This is a genomic window from Symbioplanes lichenis, assembly GCF_030709675.1.
GTDB lineage: Bacteria > Actinomycetota > Actinomycetes > Mycobacteriales > Micromonosporaceae > Actinoplanes > Actinoplanes lichenis.
Genome location: NZ_JAUZQD010000020.1, coordinates 34,190 through 49,678, shown reverse-complemented (window position 1 = coordinate 49,678; position 15,489 = coordinate 34,190). Strand labels below are relative to the sequence as shown.

The following is a 15,489-nucleotide window of genomic DNA, read 5'->3' as shown; positions in this document are numbered from 1 at the left end:
TCGTCAGCCCAGGGCGCCGGCGAGCAGCGGCGGCACCTTCTCCAGGGCGTACTTGAGACCCAGGACCGAGTTGCTGGAGAACGCGGCGGAGATGTCCTTGTCGTCGAGGTAGACGACGTGGCCGGCCTTGACCGACGGGACGGCCTGCAGCAGCTTGTCGGCCTTCACCTGGTCGGCGGTGAGGCCGATCATGAAGACGGTGGTGAGGTCGGCGTCGAGGGTGTTGAGCTGCTCGTTCGACAGGTTGACGAAGAAGCTGTCCTTCTTCAGCGCCTCGACCTCGGGCGCCGAGGTGAAGCCGAGCTTGGTGAGGAAGTCGACGCGGCCGTCGCCGGAGACGTAGGCGCCCCAGCCCTGGCTCGTCTTCACGCCCGCCGTGACGGTCTTGCCGGCGAACTGCGGGTTCGCCGCGGCGACCTGCTGGAACTGAGCGTCCAGGTCGGACTTGAGCTGCGTCGCCTCGGCCGACTTGCCCAGCGCCTTCCCGACCATCTCGAGCTGCTGCTCCCAGGTCGTCTTGTAGGCCTCGCCGCCCTGGGGGATGTCGACCACCGGCACGCCGAGCGCGGCGAGCTGGTCGTAGCGCGCCTTGTCGCCGCTCGAGCGGGTGTCCAGGATCAGGTCGGGCTGCAGCGCCGCGATCTTCTCCATGTCCAGCTCGAGGGTGCCGAGCTTCTCCGGCGGGGTCGTGTACTTGCCCTGGTTCCAAGCGCCCTGGCCGTCGCCGCCGAAGGCCAGCCAGTCGGCGTCGCCCACGGGCTGCACGCCCAGCGCGAGCGCGACCTCGGCGTCGCTCCAGCCCAGGGTGACGACCTTGGTGGGCTGCTTCTCGACGGTCACGTCGCCGAAGGCGGTGGCGATGGTGACCGGGAACTGCCCGGCGGAGGAGGCGGAGGCGGCCGGCTCGGCGGCGCTGTCGTCATCCGTCCCGGTCGTCGAACAGGCACTCAGGGCAACGGCGGTGGCCACGCCGGCGAGGAACAGCCGGCGGCTCCGGGACGGGACGAAACGCATGGGGGGAGACTCCACGATGAGGTGATGAAGGGTTGCCTTACCTAACAGGCAGGCTACGTGGATCTTCAAGTCCGTGGGGCGGACGTCACAAATCGTTATTGAGCTGGGAGAGTTGCGCTTTGTCCGGCTTCCCGCTGGGTGCGAGCGGGACGCGATCGACGAGGGTCACGGTCCGAGGCACCGCATGATCACCCAGCCGTACGCCGACCAGCTTGCGCAACATGTCCGGGTCGGGCGTTCTCCCGGTCGCCGGCACCACGTACGCGTGCACCGCCTCACCCGTCGTCTCGTCCGGAGCTCCCACCGCGTACGCCTCGGCCACCGTGGCATCGGAAGCCAACACCCGCTCCACCGCGCCCGCATGCACCAGGATCGCGTTGACAATGATCACGTCCCGGGCCCGCCCGGACAGTCGCAGATACCCGTCGGTGCCCAGCGAGCCGAGGTCGCGCGTGCGCACCCAGCCGTCGACGAACACCTCGGCCGACTCGCCGGGGTCCTCCCAGTACGAGGAGGCCTGGGCGGGAGCCCGCACATAGACCTCCCCGTCGCGGACGGCCACCTCGACCGCCGGGCGGCCGACCGTCTCCAGGACCGCCGGATCGGCCAGCATCTCCCCCGGCGTGGCCATGGCGATCATCGACGTCTCGGTCTGGCCGTAGCCGTGGAAGAGCACCGGCCCGAGCACGTCCAGGGCCTCCGCCAGCCGGCCCGGGGCGAGCGGCGAGCCCGAGACCATGAGCGCCCGCAGGTGACTCAGGTCCGCCGGCTGCTCGCGTTGCGCCCGGACGAGCCGGTGCAGCTTGCCGACGGTGATCACGCTCGCCGTGGCCCGATGCTCGGCCAGGGCGTCCGGGAAGACCGGGCGCGGCGCGACGACCAGGGTGCCGCCGGCGGCCAGCGCGAGCACGCCGTATTCCAGCATCACCTGGCTGGCCAGCGAGCCGAAGACCAGGTAGCGCTGGAGGCGGGGGGCCAGCTCGGCGATCGCCGGGGGCCAGCGGTCCGGGTACGGGGCCCAGGCCGCCGACATCGCCGCGTACGTCTGGACCGCACCCTTCGGCGTGCCGGTGCTCCCGCTGGTCCAGATGATCCGCGCGGGGTCCCCGGGCCGCCCGGCCGCCCGCAGCGGCTCGTCCTCGTGCTCGAGCAGCGACGCCAGCCGCGATTCATCGAGGACAAAATCGGCAAGCGGTGCGGATTGCCCGCCGGACACCCGGGCCCCGACGGCGAAAGCGGCCATGGTGGCGGCGAACGCGGGCGCTGTGACACCGAGCGAGAGCACGACGCCCACCCCGGGCCCGACGCCGGCAGCCCGCAACCCCGCAGCGATCCGCCGGATCAGTACCGACATCTCAGAAGCGGTGGTGACGACCGGCCCGTCCTCGAAGACCGGGCGGTCACCCCCGGCGGCCAGGAGATCGAGGACGGGCTGCGGCCAGACGTCAGAGGGCATCGGCGAGGACGCCCTTGACGAAGACCTCGAGCGGCTGCTGGTGCACGGCCGGCAGGTCCCAGTTGTTCTCCAGGTTCTCGGCCAGGTGGTGCTCGGCGACGATCCGCCCGTCCCGCAGCACCCGGACGACAGGGTGCAGATAACTGGCGTCGTGCGCGGCCGACGCGTCGTTCTCGGCGACCCGCGGCACGGTGATGTCGAAGGGGTCCACCTGATCGTGGTCCGGCCCGTACTCCAGGGTGACCACGAACGCGAACACGTCCGGGTACGCCTCCCGCAGATACGCCACCGGCATCTCCTGGAGATAGCGGGCGGTCTCGCCGTCCACCACGACGACATCGGCGAGCACCGCGAACTGCTGCCACAGGGCCGACGTCACGTTGATGCGCGCGATGATCGCGTCGGTTATCGCCTCCGGCGACAGGGCGATCTCCCGGTACGGCCACGGCTGCCCGTGGTGCCGTTCCCGCAAGATGTGGTGCAGGGCCCGGGTGGCGTAGCGGAAGCCGTGGATGAACCCGTTCGTCGACTTCTTGAAATCGCGCTGCTGGCTGAGCGTGCCGGCGAAATAGAGCCCGGGCACGTTCACCGACTCGAAGGCCGGGGTCTGCGCTGGGAACCGGTCCTTGATGACCAGTTCCGGCCGCGCCGACCCCTCGAACGGCGACGCGTCGAACTGGAAGCCGGTGCACAGGATGACGCGGTCGTACTCGAGCTCGCGCAGTTTCTCGACCGTCCGGGCGTACCGGAAGAGCACCCGGAACCCGCCGCCCGCCCGGCGGCTGATCTCCTCGACCGTGCCGTCCAGGACGGCGTTCTGCGACTTGAGCTGATAAGTGTCGAGGAAGTTGTTGTTCACCGCGCGCAGATGCCCGACGTAATGCGACTGCCAGGCCAGCTTGATGGAGTGCGGGCCGGCCACGTGAATGGTGGCGGCCGTCTCGACGAGCGCGTCCGCGGTCTCGAAGGCCGAGTTGCCCTTGCCGATGATCAGCACCCGCTGATTGGTGAAGCCGGAAGGGTCGACGCTGACGGTGTCGTAGCGCTCGGCGAGGTCGGCGCCCGGGATCGGCGGCACGTAGAGCTGCGAGACGCCGGTGGCGACGACGACCTGTTTCGCTTCCCGGATCTGGTCACCCGAGCGCACCACGAAACCGCCGTCGTCGCGGGAAACCGACGTCACCCGGGTGTCGTAGACGACGTTCAGGCCGCGCGCGAAGTCGCCGAGATAGCGCACGAGATCGTCCGCCGCCGGGAAATAGCGCTTGCTGTAGTTCTTGAAGAGCAGCGCCGGATCATCGGTCAGCAGCGAGTTCCAGTCCGAGCGCAGATTGAACTCCGGGTCGTCGGAGCCGGTCCACACCTTGTTGATGGAGATCAGCTGCCGGTGCCGCGGATAGGTCTCGAAGAACGTGCCGGGCCGGGGTCCGGCCTCCAGCACCACATAGTCGTGACCGTCGCGCGCGAGCAGGGCGGCGAGCTGCAGACCCGCCGGGCCGGCCCCGATGATCAGGTAGTCGTGCGTCATGCGCCGCAACCTACTGAGCCGATTTCAGAGCGCTCTGAGAAATCGTCTCTAGCGTCCGGTCCCATGACGATTGAGGTGGATCTGGCGGCGCCGTTGCGCACCGCCGACCTGCGCGCGGCGGCCGGCCCGGTGACGGTCGTGATCGGGGCGGAGGTCCGGGACAGTGTCGCGGCCGGCCGCGCCTTCCTGAGCAAGGCGCTGGGCGACGACCGCGCGATCTACGGCGCCACGACCGGGTTCGGGGCGCTGGTCGGGTACGCGGGCCGGGCCGACCAGCGCGACCAGGCCGACAACACCCTCGCCCACCTCGGGGCGGGCCAGGGCCCGGACGTCGCCCCGGACGTCGTGCGCGCCACGCTGCTGGTCCGCGCCCGATCCCTGGCCCACGGGGCGTCGGGCGTCTCGCCGCACGTGCTCGACGCGCTGGCGGCCGCGCTGGGCACGACGTTCACGCCCGCGATGCCCCGGCTCGGTTCGGTCGGCGCCAGCGGGGACCTGATCCCGCTCGGGGCCGCGGCCCAGGCGTTGCGCGGCCGGGGTCACGCCTATGTGGACGGTGAGCGGCTGCCCGCCGCCGAGGCGCTGGCCCGGGCCGGGCTCGAGCCGCTGCCGCTCGACGGCCGGGACGCGCTCGCGCTGGTCAACGGCACGTCGCTCACCACGGCCGCGCTGGCTCTGGCCCTGGACCGGGTCCGGACGTCGCACCGCGTGGTGCAGACGTTGAGCTGCCTGCTGGCCGATCTGCTGGGCTGCGACCCGCAATTCCTGGACGCCTCGCTCCTCGCGGCCTATGGCCATCGGGGCACGATCGATGTCGGCGCGGCGATGCGCTCTCTCCTGAACGGGACGAAATCCTCGGGTAAGAGACCGCTGCAGGAGCCCTACAGCATCCGCTGCGCGCCGCAGCTGCTCGGCGCGGCCGAGGACGCTTTGCGCTACGTCGACGGCGTCGTCGCCGCGGACCTCGGTGGCGTGAGCGACAACCCGCTGTTCTTCCCCTCCGACGACAAGGTCGTGCACGGCGGCAACTTTTTCGGCCAGCCCGCCGCGTTCGCCGCCGACGTGCTGTCCATGGTGGCCGCCCAGGTCGGCAACCTGGCCGAACGGCAGCTGGACCTGCTGGTGGACCCGGTGCGCAACGGCGGGCTGCCACCCATGCTGGCGGCCGGCCCGGGGCAGCAGCACGGGCTGCAGGGCGTGCAGCTGGCGTCGACCGCGCTGATCGCCGAGATCCGGCGCGACTCGGTGCCCGCGAGCCTGCAGAGCCTCCCCACCAACCTGCACAACCAGGACGTCGTCCCGCTCGGCACCCAGGCCGCCCTGCGCGCGCTCGACCAGGCGGAACTGCTCCGGCTGATCACCGGCTCGCTGGGACTCGGGCTCCGGCAAGCGGTGCACGTGGGCGCCCGCCGGCCCACGGCGGCGGGCTGCGACCGTACCCTCCGGGCCCTGGAGGAGATCGCCCCGATCGACCCGGACCGGCCGCTCGACGCGGATGTCCGCACGGCGGCCGCGATTCTCGAAAGGCTTGAAAACTCTCTGATTTCCGGCTCGTACGGTGACCGCCGTGACGCTTGATTACCTGATCATCGGGGCCGGGCCGGCCGGTCTTCAGCTCGCCGCCCTGCTCGAGGCCGACGGCCAGCGCGACTATCTGGTGCTGGAGGGTGCGGACGCGCCGGGGGCGTTCTTCGCCACCTATCCGCGGCACCGCCAGCTCATTTCCATCAACAAACGGCACACGGGTACGGACGACCCCGAGCTGAATCTGCGGCTCGACTGGAATTCCCTGCTCACCGACGACCCGGCGCTGCTCTTCACGGCCTACACCGAGAAGTACTTCCCTTCGGCCGACGTGATGGTGCAGTACCTCGCCGATTTCGCGGCGAAGACGGGCGTCAGGGTCAGCTACGGCACCCGGGTGACGCGGGTGTCCAAGAACGGCGACCTCTTCACGGTCGAGGCCGGCGACCAGAGCTGGCAGGCGCGGGCGGTCGTCGTGGCCACGGGCGTGTCGAAGACCTACGAGCCGGCCATTCCCGGATTCGAGCTGGCCGAGGGCTACGACGTGATGAGCGTCGACCCCCGCGACTATCTCGACCAGAAGGTGCTCATCATCGGCAAGGGCAACTCCGCCTTCGAGACCGCCGACAACCTCATGGAGACCACGACGCTGATCCATCTCGCCGGGCCGAGCTCGGTCCGGATGGCGTGGCGCACCCATTACGTCGGTCACCTGCGCGCGGTGAACAACAACTTCCTCGACACCTATCAGCTCAAGTCGGCCAACGCGATCCTCGACGGCACGGTCAGGAGCATCGAGCGCGACGGTACGGGCTACAAAGTCACGTTCAGCTTCTCGCGGGCGAACGAGGTCGTGAAGGACCTGCACTACGACCGGGTGCTGGCGTGCACGGGATTCCGGTTCGACGCCTCGATCTTCGACGATTCGGCCCGGCCGGAGCTGGCCATCCGGGACCGGTTCCCGGCGCAGACCGAGGAATGGGAGTCGGTGAACGTCCCGGGACTGTTCTTCGCCGGGACGATCTCGCAGGAGCGCGACTTCAAGAAGTCGACGAGCGGATTCGTGCACGGTTTCCGGTACGCGGTCCGGGCCCTGCACCGCGTCCTTTCCCGCCGGTACGACGGCAAACCGTGGCCCTTCGCCGCTCTCGACGCCACACCGGACGCCCTCACCGCGGCCGTCATCGAGCGGGTCAACCGCACCTCCGCGCTGTGGCAGCAGTTCGGCTTCCTCGCCGACGTCGTCACGGTCGCCGGGGCGGACGCGCGCTACCACGAGGAGGTGCCGGTCGACTACTTCGCGACGGCCGGGCTCTTCACCGCCGACCACGACTACGACCAGGCGTTCGTGGTCACCCTCGAGTACGGCCCCGAGCACGACCAGGTCGACCCGTTCGACATCACGGTGACGCGCGTGGCGCAGGACGTGCCGGGGCAGGCGCACGACGCCGCGTACCTGCATCCGGTCGTCCGCTATCACCGCGAGGGTCAGCTGGTCAGCACCCATCATGTCGCCGAGAACCTGGAGAACCGGTGGGACCGGCCGGAGGGCCACGTGCGGCCGCTGGCGGAGTTCGTCGGCCGGTGCCTGTCCGGCGCCGAGGGCTGACATGAACCCCGTGCACGAGGACTTCTTCGCGGGCGGCGCGGGGTCGGAGCGGACCGTGGCCGCCAACGAGCGGGCCTTCGCGCGGCGGTGGCTCGTGCCCCGGGTGCTCCGGGCGACCGGCGAGCGGGACCTGCGCACCACCGTCGCCGGCACCCCGCTGAGTACGCCGATCCTGGTGGCCCCGACCGCCTTTCACCGGCTCGCGCATCCGGACGGCGAAGCCGCCACGGCGCGCGGGGCCGCGGCGGCGGGCACCGCGATGGTGGTCAGCATGGCCGCCACGCGGCCGGTCGAGGCGATCGCGGCGGCGGGCGGGACGCTGTGGTTCCAGCTCTACCCGCAACCCGACCTCGACTTCACCGAGTTGGTGATCAAGCGCGCCGAGTCGGCGGGCTGCCGCGCGCTCGTGGTCACCGTGGACTCCCCGGTGTTCGGACGGCGCGAGCGCGACCTGCGCAACGGGTTCACGGACCTGCCGCCCGGGCTCGCGTGCGAGAACATGCGCGACGCCACGGGCCGGGTCCGCCCGATCGCCATGGACGCCGGGCTCGGCTGGGACCGGATCGCCTGGCTGCGCGGCGTGACGGGACTGCCGATCCTGCTCAAGGGCGTGCTGCACCCCGCGGATGCCCGGCTCGCGGTGGAGCACGGAGTCGCCGGCGTGATCGTGTCCAACCACGGCGGACGCCAGCTCGACGGCGCCATTCCGACGCTGGACGCGCTGCCGCCGGTCGTCGCCGCGGTCGACGGACGGATCCCGGTGCTGCTGGACGGGGGCGTGCGGCGGGGCACCGACGTGGCCGTCGCGCTGGCCCTCGGGGCGGTCGCGGTGCTGGTGGGGCGGCCGGTGGTGGACGGGCTCGGGGCGGGCGGGGCTTCGGGCGTACAGGAGACTCTGCAGCGGCTCACCGCCGAGCTGGACCACACCCTGGCCCTGGCCGGCGCGCGCCGCCCGGCCGACCTGACGCCCGATCAGGTCGTGACCTTGTGAAGGCCGTCGTCGCCCTCCGCGAGTGGATCTTCGAGCGGGTCAACGGCACCGAGGGCATCCCCGTGCCCGGCCCGCTGGTCGGGGCCGAGGACTTCGAGCGGGTCTACAGCGATCCGGCCGCCGACGGGCGCAGCCGCGGGGCCGGCCTGTCCGACCTGTTCTGGTACTGGCTGGCGCCCGGCCCGCAGATGCACCAGGAACACCTCGAGCCCGGCGAGCGGTACAAGACGGTCGCGCGGACGACGCGGCAGGTGCTGGCCGTGCCGCACGCGCGCTCGGACGAGCTGGCGACGGCCGCGACCCGGCGGGCCCTCGACGCGCTGCCGGCGGGCCGGATCAGCCACGTGCGGCTGCGGGACCTGATGATGCCGGTCTGGGCGGAGGTCGCGTACGAGCTGGTGTTCGGTGGTCCGTGCCCGCCCGCCGTACGCGATCTGATCGTGGCCAACGCGGCCGACGTGGTGACCGCGCTGAAGGGGATGAGCCTGCGGCACATGTCCCGGCGGGACCGGCTGACGAAGTATCTGCTGGACCGGATCGACGCGGGGACGTGCCCGGTCGTCCTTCCGCCGCCGTTCAGTGCGCTGGAGACCGCCTGGTATCTGCAGGGCGCCTTCTTCAACACGGCCGTCGTGCAGATGTCGGAAGCCATGGCGCACGTTCTGTTGTGCTCCTCGGACATTTCAGACACCTCCGATGCCGGGCTGGATCGGCTCATCGACGAGACGCTGCGGGTCCACCCGTTGTTCGGCATCGCGCACCGGATCACGTCCGCGCCGATCGCCGTGGGTGATCATGTTTTGCCGACCGGGTCCGTCCTGCTGTTCAACTATCTGGCTTATCAACGCACCGGGCCGGCCGCGGACGATCATTTCGATCCCGACCGCTGGCTGTCTCTGCACCGGCGGGACGCCCATTTTGTCCCCTACGGCGTGACGGCCAACCGGGCGTGTCCGGCGCGCGGGTCGGCACCCGTCCAGCTGCGCGCCGCGACGCGGGAAGTGCTGCGGCGGTTCTCGGTGAGTTCGTCGGCGGTGCACACGCGGTCGCTGCCCAGCCGCGGGCCCGCGTACCTGGTGCCGCGGGATCTCCCCGGTCCCGGCCGCGGCCGGCTCGCCCTCATGCGGCAGCGGGACCGGTTCTTCGACGTGGGCCGGTCGCTCAAGCAACTCGTCTGCGGCACCTGGATGGTCGTCGACGCCCGGCGCCGGAAGCTGTGCACCACCTATTTCGAGGAGGCAAGCGCGTGACCCCCACCGAGCTGGCGCCGCGGTTCTTCATCGCGGTCGCGGTCATCCTGCTCTTCTGCCGGCTCGTCGCCTGGCTCCTCGGCCAGGTCGGCCAGCCGCCCGTGGTGAGCGAGATGCTCGCGGGCGTGCTGCTCGGGCCCTCCCTGCTCGGTCTGCTGTGGCCGGACGCGCAGGGCGCCCTCTTCCCCGCTCCCCTGCTGCCGGTCCTCTACGTGGTCGGCCAGGTGGGCCTGGTCCTGTTCATGTTCCAGGCCGGGTACGCCTTCTCCTCGCACCGGACGCCGAAGCTCGCCGGGACCGCGGGCGCGGTGTCGCTGGCCGGCATCACCGCGCCGCTGCTGCTCGGCGTGCTCCTCGTGCTGGGCACCGCGGGCTTCGTCCCGATCCAGGCCGAGGGCACCTCGCTGGGCGTGTCGGCGGCGTTCGTCGGCGTGGCCCTGGCGATCACCGCCTTCCCCATGCTCGCGCGGATCATCACCGAGCGCGGGCACGCGGGCACCCGGCACGGCTCGCTCGCCCTGGCCAGCGGCGCCGTCGACGACATGGTCGCGTGGATCATGCTGGCCGTGGTGCTCGCCGTCGCCTCGGGGTCGGCCGGGCCGGCGCTCGTCACGGCGGGCGGCTCGGTCCTCTTCGGCCTGGCCCTGTGGCTGGGCGGGCGCCGGGCCACCGGGGCCGTCATGGCTCTCCCGTCGGACGGCGCCCGGCTGCTCGGCACGGTGGCCCTGCTCTTCCTCGTCGCCTGGTACACCGACGAGATCGGGCTCTACGCGGTCTTCGGCGCCTTCGCCGTCGGCGTGGTCATGCCGCGGACGCCGGCGACCGAGAAGGTCGTGGGCACCCTGACGCCCGTGGCCACGACGGTGTTCCTGCCGCTCTTCTTCACCTACTCCGGGCTGCGGACCGAGTTCGCGCTGCTGGGTGACCCGGCCGTGCTCGGCTTCGCCGCCGCCTGCGTCACGGTCGCCATCGCCGGGAAGTTCGGCGCCTGCTGGGCCGCGGCCCGGCTGCGCGGCGAGCCCAACGAGGTGGCGCTGCGGGTCGGCGCCCTGATGAACGCGCGTGGCCTGATGCAGCTGATCGCCCTCAACGTGGGACTGGACGCGGGCATCGTGAACCCGTCGCTCTTCACGGTGCTGGTGCTGGTCGCGCTCGTCACCACGCTCATGACGACGCCGCTGCTCAGCTGGTTCGACAGGCGTCCTCTTTCTACACCAGTTGCCCCATCATTTGAAGAGACAAGTTTCACTAGACAATGACTCCGGTCTATATGCCATGGTCGTGGCATGAATCGCCTCCTGCTCGTCGAGGACGACGCGGACCTGCGCGGCATGGTCGCCGAGACGCTGACCGACGAGGGCTACGTCGTCGACCAGGCCCCGGACGGCCAGCGCGGGCTGCACCTGGGCCTCACCCGGCCGTACGACGTGATGGTCATCGACCGGCTCCTGCCCGCCCTCGACGGGCTCGACCTGGTGCTGCGGCTGCGCTCCCGGGCCGTCCCCGCCCGGGCGCTCATGCTCACCGCCCTCGGCACGGTCGGCGACCGGATCGCCGGCCTCGACGCGGGCGCCGACGACTATCTGGTCAAACCCTTCGACCTCGACGAGCTCAGCGCCCGCATCCGCGCCCTGTGCCGCCGCACCTCCGACTCCACCGAGGTGCTGCGGCTCGGGGCGGGCCTGCTCGACCTCTCCCTCCGCGACGCCGTCCTGCCCGACGGCACCCGGATCGCGTTGTCCGCCCGCGAGTTCGAGCTGCTGCACGTCCTCGCCGCCCGCCCGCACACCGTCCACTCCCGATCCGAGCTGCGCGCCCGGGTCTTCGACGAGGCGGCCGCGGCGTCGCTCGTCGACACCTACGTCTACTACCTGCGCCGCAAGCTCGGCCGCTCGGTCATCCGCACCGTGCACGGGCTCGGCTACCGCATGGGAACCCTGTGACCACTTCGTTCGAACAGTCCGCCCTGCGCCGGGCCCGGTTGCGGGTCACGCTGTGGGTCGGCGTCACCATCTCGGCGCTGCTCACGCTCGGCGGCGGCATCTCCTACACCGCCCTCCTGCACAGCCAGGAGGAGCAGATCGCCCGCGAGCTCAGCTACGGCGCGGCCTACGGCACCATCGCCGGGCCGCCCGGCTGCAGCTGGATCATCCTGTACGAAGCCGGCGTCGCCGACACCGGTCGCAACGCCCCGCCGCCCGGACTCCCCCTGCGATCCGCCCTCGACGACGTCGCCCGCACCGGCGCGGTCCGCACCGACGAGCTGACCCGCAACGGCACCACCTATTACGTACGCACCCAGCCGCGCGGCACCGCCGTCGTCCAGGCCGTGTTCGACGCCCGGTTCCAGCTCTCCGACCGCCGGCACCTGCTCGCCGCCTTCGCCCTCGCCGCGGTCGCCGGCTTCCTGGCCGCCCTGCTCACCGGCATCCTCGTCGGCCGCCGCGCCGTGGCCCCGCTGGCCGAGGCCCTGGGCCGCCAGCGCCGCTTCGTCGCCGACGCCAGCCATGAGCTCCGCACCCCCATCGCCCAGGTCCACACCCGCGCCCAGATCCTCGCCCGCCGCGCCCGGGGCGACGCCGACCGCCGCGACTACGACCGCCTGATCGCCACGACCCGCCGCCTCGGCGAGATCGTCGACGAACTCCTCCTGTCGGCCCGCCTCGCCGCCGCCCCCGGCGACAGCCGGCCGACCGAACCCGTCGACCTGAGCCGCCTTGCCTCCGAAGCGGTGGCCGGCGAAACCGACCGCGCCGCCGAGAAGAACGTCCACGTGCACCTGTCCGTGCCGGGAGCGCCGGTCCTCGTGCCCGGCATCGCCTCGGCCCTGCACCGGGTCGTCAGCGAACTCCTCGCCAACGCCCTCACCCACACCCCGTCCGGCGGCCGGATAGACGTCACCCTGCACACCACCCGCCGCGGCGCCCACCTCATGGTCACGGACACGGGGGCGGGCTTCGACCCGGCCGACGCCGAACGCCTCTTCGACCGTTTCCACCGGGGCGCCGGCGCGGGTGACCGCCGGTTCGGGCTGGGGCTGGCCCTCCTGCGCGAGGTCGTCACCAGCCACGGCGGCACGATCGCCGCCGAAGCCCACCCCGGCGCGGGCGCGACCTTCACGGTCCGCCTCCCCACCACGTCCGCGCCTGCGCCCCCGCCCACTCCCGTCCCCGTAGCCCGCCCCGCCTGATCCCGCGCCCCGCCCGACGCGGCGCCCGCCGCCCGTCCCGGCCATCCCGCGCCCCGCCTGCGCGGCGCCCGTCGCCCGCCCCGCCATCCTGCACCCCGCCCGACGCGGCGCCCGCCGTCGCCTGTCGCCCGCCTCGCCTGACCAGCGATCCGGGTGCCGGTGCACCTCGGCCGGCCGCTCATCGGTCGGCGGAGCGCCCGGCGCCGAGCGAACAACCGACACGCGCCGGACGGTGAGCGAACGGCCGCGCGCAGGACGACGAGCCAATCACCATCACGCGGCGCCACCACAAGCGACCACCGCGCGGCGCCACCACAAGCGACCACCGCGCGGCGCCACCACAAGCGGCCACCGCGCGGCATCACCGCGAGCGACCGATGGCACGAGCCCGGCCGCCTGCGTCACGCAGCCCGGCGGCACCGCGAGCAACCATCGAGCGACGGAATCGCGAGCCACCGACGCGTGGCAAAACCGCGAGCGGTCGGTCATCGCAGGCTCGGGCCGGACGGTCGTCGAATCCGGCCGACATCGCGGTGTCGGGCAAGAACGAGACGAACGCGGGGCGGGCGGAGTGGTCAGGGCGTCTCGCGGGCCGCGTCGGACGGGGGCTGCTGCATCCACCACTCCGTGAACTGGCGGGCCTGCCCGTTGGTGTCGAGGCGGAGCACCCACATGTTGTGGAAGATCTGGGCGAGCTCGGTGTAGACCGTGCGCGCCGCCACCACGGCCAGCTCGTCGGTCACGATGACGGGATGCCACTCGAAGGTCGTCGAGCCCGGGTTGTCCTTGCGCTGCAGCCAGCACTTGACGATCTCGTCGCGCCCCAGCCACGGCTTGGCCCACGGCTCGGTGAAGTAGGCGGCGTCCTCGGCGAAGAGGCCCCCGATGTCGTCCGGGTCGTTGGACTCCCAGGCCGCCCGGTAGCTGGCCACCCAGCCGGTGACCGCATCGAGACTGGTCATTGTCCCTCCTTCGCCGCCCCCATCATGTCACCCCGCCCCGCGCCGGCACTCTCACCGCCGCGCGGCTCGCCATCTCGCTCAGCTCGCCGCCCCGCGCCCGGCGGCAACTCGACCCGCGGCGAGGCTCGCGAGCCCAATCCGACAGCCGCCCGCGCCCGCAGCCCACAGCCCGGCGAAACTGGACCCGCGGCGCGCTGAAATCGGCTCGGTCAGACAGCCGCCCGCGCCCCGGACGGCTCGATCAGACAGCCGCCCGCGCCACGGCGGCACCGGACCCGCGGGCGTGGTGGAACCGGCTGGCCGGGGCCGGGCTGCTACGCGAACTCGACCACACCCAGGCCGGCCTGCTCGTCCTCGGCACCCTCGCCGGGACGACCGATCAAGGTGCCTCCCGGGTGGCGGCGAAACTCGGATCGGCGTAATTGGCCAGCTCGATCAGGTTGCCGTCCGGGTCACGCACGTAGACGCTGATGATCGGGCCCCGGGCCCCCGTCCGCTCCACCGGCCCCTCGACGATCGGCACGCCGTGCGCCCGCAGCTCGGACGTCACCTGGTCGAGCGGGGTGGCGGTCACCAGGCAGACGTCGATCGCACCCGGCGCCGGCGCGGCGGCCTTCGGCTCGAACTCGTGCCCCGCCTCGTGGAGGTTGAACTTCTGGTCGCCGAAGTGCAGCGCCCACCGGCCCGCGCCGAACTGCTCCGCCCGCAGCCCCAGCACGTCGCGGTAGAACGCCACGGTGCGGTCGATCGAGGCGACCGTGAGGACCAGGTGGTCCACGGCCGTGACGGCGATCATGCGTAGACCTCCCGCTGGAAGTCGGTGAGCGTCCCGTTCCACAGGATGTCGTTGACCTGCGTGAACAGGATGGCGGTGAGGTCCTCGCGGGGATCGTTGAACCAGTCGGTGCCCGTGCCGCCCGACCATCCGTACTGTCCGGGGCGCCCGATGCCGCCCGCCGCGACGACGACAGCCACGCCGAAGCCCCAGCCCGCCCCCGACAGCAGCCCGCCGGCACCGGTGATCTGCTCGGGCGTCAGGTGGTTGGAGGTGATCAGCTCGACGGACTTCTCCGACAGGATGCGGGTGCCGCCGTGCACGCCCTTGTGCCGCAGCATCCGGGCGAACGTGTGGTAGTCGTCGACCGTGGACACCAGGCCGCCGGAGCCGGACGGGAAGACGGGCGGCTCGATCCAGGTCTCGGGGCCGGAGCCCGGGATCTCGACCATCGTGCCGCTCTCCTGGTCGGTGCCGTAGAGCGGCGGAAGCTCGGACCCGGCCGGCACTGTGAAGCCGGTCGCCCGCAGGCCGAGCGGATCGAGCAGACGCTCCCGGAAGACGTCGCCCAGCGGCCGGCCGCCCGCGCGGGCCAGCAGGACGCCCAGCACGTCGGATCCCGTGTTGTACTGCCACTTCTGCCCCGGCTGGTACATGAGCGGAACGGCGGCGAAGCGGCGGATCCACTCGTCGGGGGTCAACGGGTTCGGCGGATAGGGCGGACCCGAGATCACCTGCTGCTCGCGGAGCGCGTGGAGGACCGGCCACGGCGGGTTGTGGACGGGCTCGGTCACCATGCCGGAGCCGAGCCGGAAGGTCAGCAGATCCTCGACGGTCACCGGCCGGTCGAGCGGGACGGTCTTGTCGAGCGGGCCGTCGGGGCGGGCGAGGACCCGCTGGCCGGCCAGCTCGGGCAGCAGCCGGTGGACCGGCTCCTCGAGATCGATCACGTCGTCCTCGACCAGGACCATGGTGAGGGCGGCGAGCAGCGGCTTGGTCAGCGACGCGATGCGGAAGACCGTGTCGCGGCGCATGGGCCCGGCGCCGCCGAACGCGGTGGTGCCGATCGCGTCGACCTGGACATCGTCGCCGCGGGCGACGAGCGTGACGGCTCCGGGGAGCTCGCCTCGCTCGACGCGTGCGGCCAGAACCTCGTGCAGCGTCATGGGGACACCCTGCCAGGCCCTGCC

At 72.0% G+C, this 15,489-nt stretch carries 13 protein-coding genes; 7 read left to right on the top strand and 6 right to left on the bottom strand.

From position 1 onward, the window contains the following. Window positions 1–3: 3 nt before the first annotated feature. The 3 genes from RAN62_RS36890 to RAN62_RS36880 form a co-directional block, all read right to left on the bottom strand. On the bottom strand, window positions 4–1,014 hold the full coding sequence (locus RAN62_RS36890; protein WP_305789507.1) for an iron-siderophore ABC transporter substrate-binding protein: 1,011 nt from the start codon (window positions 1,012–1,014) through the stop codon (window positions 4–6). An 85-nt stretch (window positions 1,015–1,099) separates the two neighbouring features. Further along, window positions 1,100–2,470 (bottom strand): class I adenylate-forming enzyme family protein, encoded by a 1,371-nt coding sequence (locus RAN62_RS36885; RefSeq protein ID WP_305789506.1) that lies wholly within the window; start codon window positions 2,468–2,470, stop codon window positions 1,100–1,102. Beyond that, entirely contained in the window at window positions 2,460–3,998 is a 1,539-nt protein-coding gene (locus tag RAN62_RS36880) for an NAD(P)-binding domain-containing protein (RefSeq protein WP_305789505.1), read from the bottom strand. The genes RAN62_RS36885 and RAN62_RS36880 overlap by 11 nt, the downstream gene beginning before the upstream one ends. Window positions 3,999–4,061: 63 nt before the next feature. Between RAN62_RS36880 and RAN62_RS36875 the strand changes: the two genes are divergently transcribed. From RAN62_RS36875 to RAN62_RS36845, 7 genes are read left to right on the top strand one after another with little or no spacing between them, the layout of a single operon-like run. Beyond that, the gene (locus RAN62_RS36875; protein WP_305789504.1) at window positions 4,062–5,576 is read left to right on the top strand and encodes an aromatic amino acid ammonia-lyase; all 1,515 of its coding nucleotides are present in this window, start codon (window positions 4,062–4,064) and stop codon (window positions 5,574–5,576) included. Then, window positions 5,566–7,131 (top strand): NAD(P)-binding domain-containing protein, encoded by a 1,566-nt coding sequence (locus RAN62_RS36870; RefSeq protein WP_305789503.1) that lies wholly within the window; start codon window positions 5,566–5,568, stop codon window positions 7,129–7,131. The genes RAN62_RS36875 and RAN62_RS36870 overlap by 11 nt, the downstream gene beginning before the upstream one ends. 1 nt (window position 7,132) lies before the next feature. Then, complete coding sequence (locus RAN62_RS36865) at window positions 7,133–8,122, top strand: alpha-hydroxy acid oxidase (RefSeq protein ID WP_305789502.1); 990 nt, start codon at window positions 7,133–7,135, stop codon at window positions 8,120–8,122. After that, entirely contained in the window at window positions 8,119–9,372 is a 1,254-nt protein-coding gene (locus RAN62_RS36860; protein WP_305789501.1) for a cytochrome P450, read from the top strand. Before RAN62_RS36865 ends, RAN62_RS36860 begins: the two co-directional genes overlap by 4 nt. Further along, window positions 9,369–10,631, top strand: a complete 1,263-nt coding sequence (locus RAN62_RS36855; RefSeq protein ID WP_305789500.1) for a cation:proton antiporter — start codon at window positions 9,369–9,371, stop codon at window positions 10,629–10,631. The genes RAN62_RS36860 and RAN62_RS36855 overlap by 4 nt, the downstream gene beginning before the upstream one ends. Window positions 10,632–10,658: 27 nt before the next feature. After that, window positions 10,659–11,315: a response regulator transcription factor gene (locus RAN62_RS36850; RefSeq protein ID WP_305789499.1), complete on the top strand. Its 657-nt coding sequence runs from the start codon at window positions 10,659–10,661 to the stop codon at window positions 11,313–11,315. Continuing rightward, window positions 11,312–12,562: a sensor histidine kinase gene (locus tag RAN62_RS36845; protein WP_305789498.1), complete on the top strand. Its 1,251-nt coding sequence runs from the start codon at window positions 11,312–11,314 to the stop codon at window positions 12,560–12,562. The genes RAN62_RS36850 and RAN62_RS36845 overlap by 4 nt, the downstream gene beginning before the upstream one ends. Window positions 12,563–13,137: 575 nt before the next feature. On the opposite strand, the gene RAN62_RS36840 is transcribed toward RAN62_RS36845, so the two are convergent. From RAN62_RS36840 to RAN62_RS36830, 3 genes are all read right to left on the bottom strand, one after another. Then, window positions 13,138–13,524: a nuclear transport factor 2 family protein gene (locus tag RAN62_RS36840; protein ID WP_305789497.1), complete on the bottom strand. Its 387-nt coding sequence runs from the start codon at window positions 13,522–13,524 to the stop codon at window positions 13,138–13,140. Window positions 13,525–13,903: 379 nt separating this feature from the next. Beyond that, window positions 13,904–14,320, bottom strand: a complete 417-nt coding sequence (locus tag RAN62_RS36835; RefSeq protein WP_305789496.1) for a VOC family protein — start codon at window positions 14,318–14,320, stop codon at window positions 13,904–13,906. Beyond that, window positions 14,317–15,465 carry a serine hydrolase domain-containing protein gene (locus RAN62_RS36830; protein WP_305789495.1) on the bottom strand — a complete coding sequence of 383 codons (1,149 nt, stop codon included), beginning with the start codon at window positions 15,463–15,465 and terminating at the stop codon, window positions 14,317–14,319. The genes RAN62_RS36835 and RAN62_RS36830 overlap by 4 nt, the downstream gene beginning before the upstream one ends. Window positions 15,466–15,489 lie beyond the last annotated feature (24 nt).

Excerpts from the sequence above, each read along its gene's own strand:
- RAN62_RS36880 (WP_305789505.1), bottom strand. The coding sequence starts at position 3,998 with ATGACGCACGACTACCTGATCATCGGGGCCGGCCCGGCGGGTCTGCAG.
- RAN62_RS36830 (WP_305789495.1), bottom strand. The coding sequence starts at position 15,465 with ATGACGCTGCACGAGGTTCTGGCCGCACGCGTCGAGCGAGGCGAGCTC.
- RAN62_RS36865 (WP_305789502.1), top strand. The coding sequence starts at position 7,133 with ATGAACCCCGTGCACGAGGACTTCTTCGCGGGCGGCGCGGGGTCGGAG.
- RAN62_RS36850 (WP_305789499.1), top strand. The coding sequence starts at position 10,659 with ATGAATCGCCTCCTGCTCGTCGAGGACGACGCGGACCTGCGCGGCATG.
- RAN62_RS36875 (WP_305789504.1), top strand. The coding sequence starts at position 4,062 with ATGACGATTGAGGTGGATCTGGCGGCGCCGTTGCGCACCGCCGACCTG.
- RAN62_RS36890 (WP_305789507.1), bottom strand. The coding sequence starts at position 1,014 with ATGCGTTTCGTCCCGTCCCGGAGCCGCCGGCTGTTCCTCGCCGGCGTG.
- RAN62_RS36835 (WP_305789496.1), bottom strand. The coding sequence starts at position 14,320 with ATGATCGCCGTCACGGCCGTGGACCACCTGGTCCTCACGGTCGCCTCG.
- RAN62_RS36840 (WP_305789497.1), bottom strand. The coding sequence starts at position 13,524 with ATGACCAGTCTCGATGCGGTCACCGGCTGGGTGGCCAGCTACCGGGCG.
- RAN62_RS36885 (WP_305789506.1), bottom strand. The coding sequence starts at position 2,470 with ATGCCCTCTGACGTCTGGCCGCAGCCCGTCCTCGATCTCCTGGCCGCC.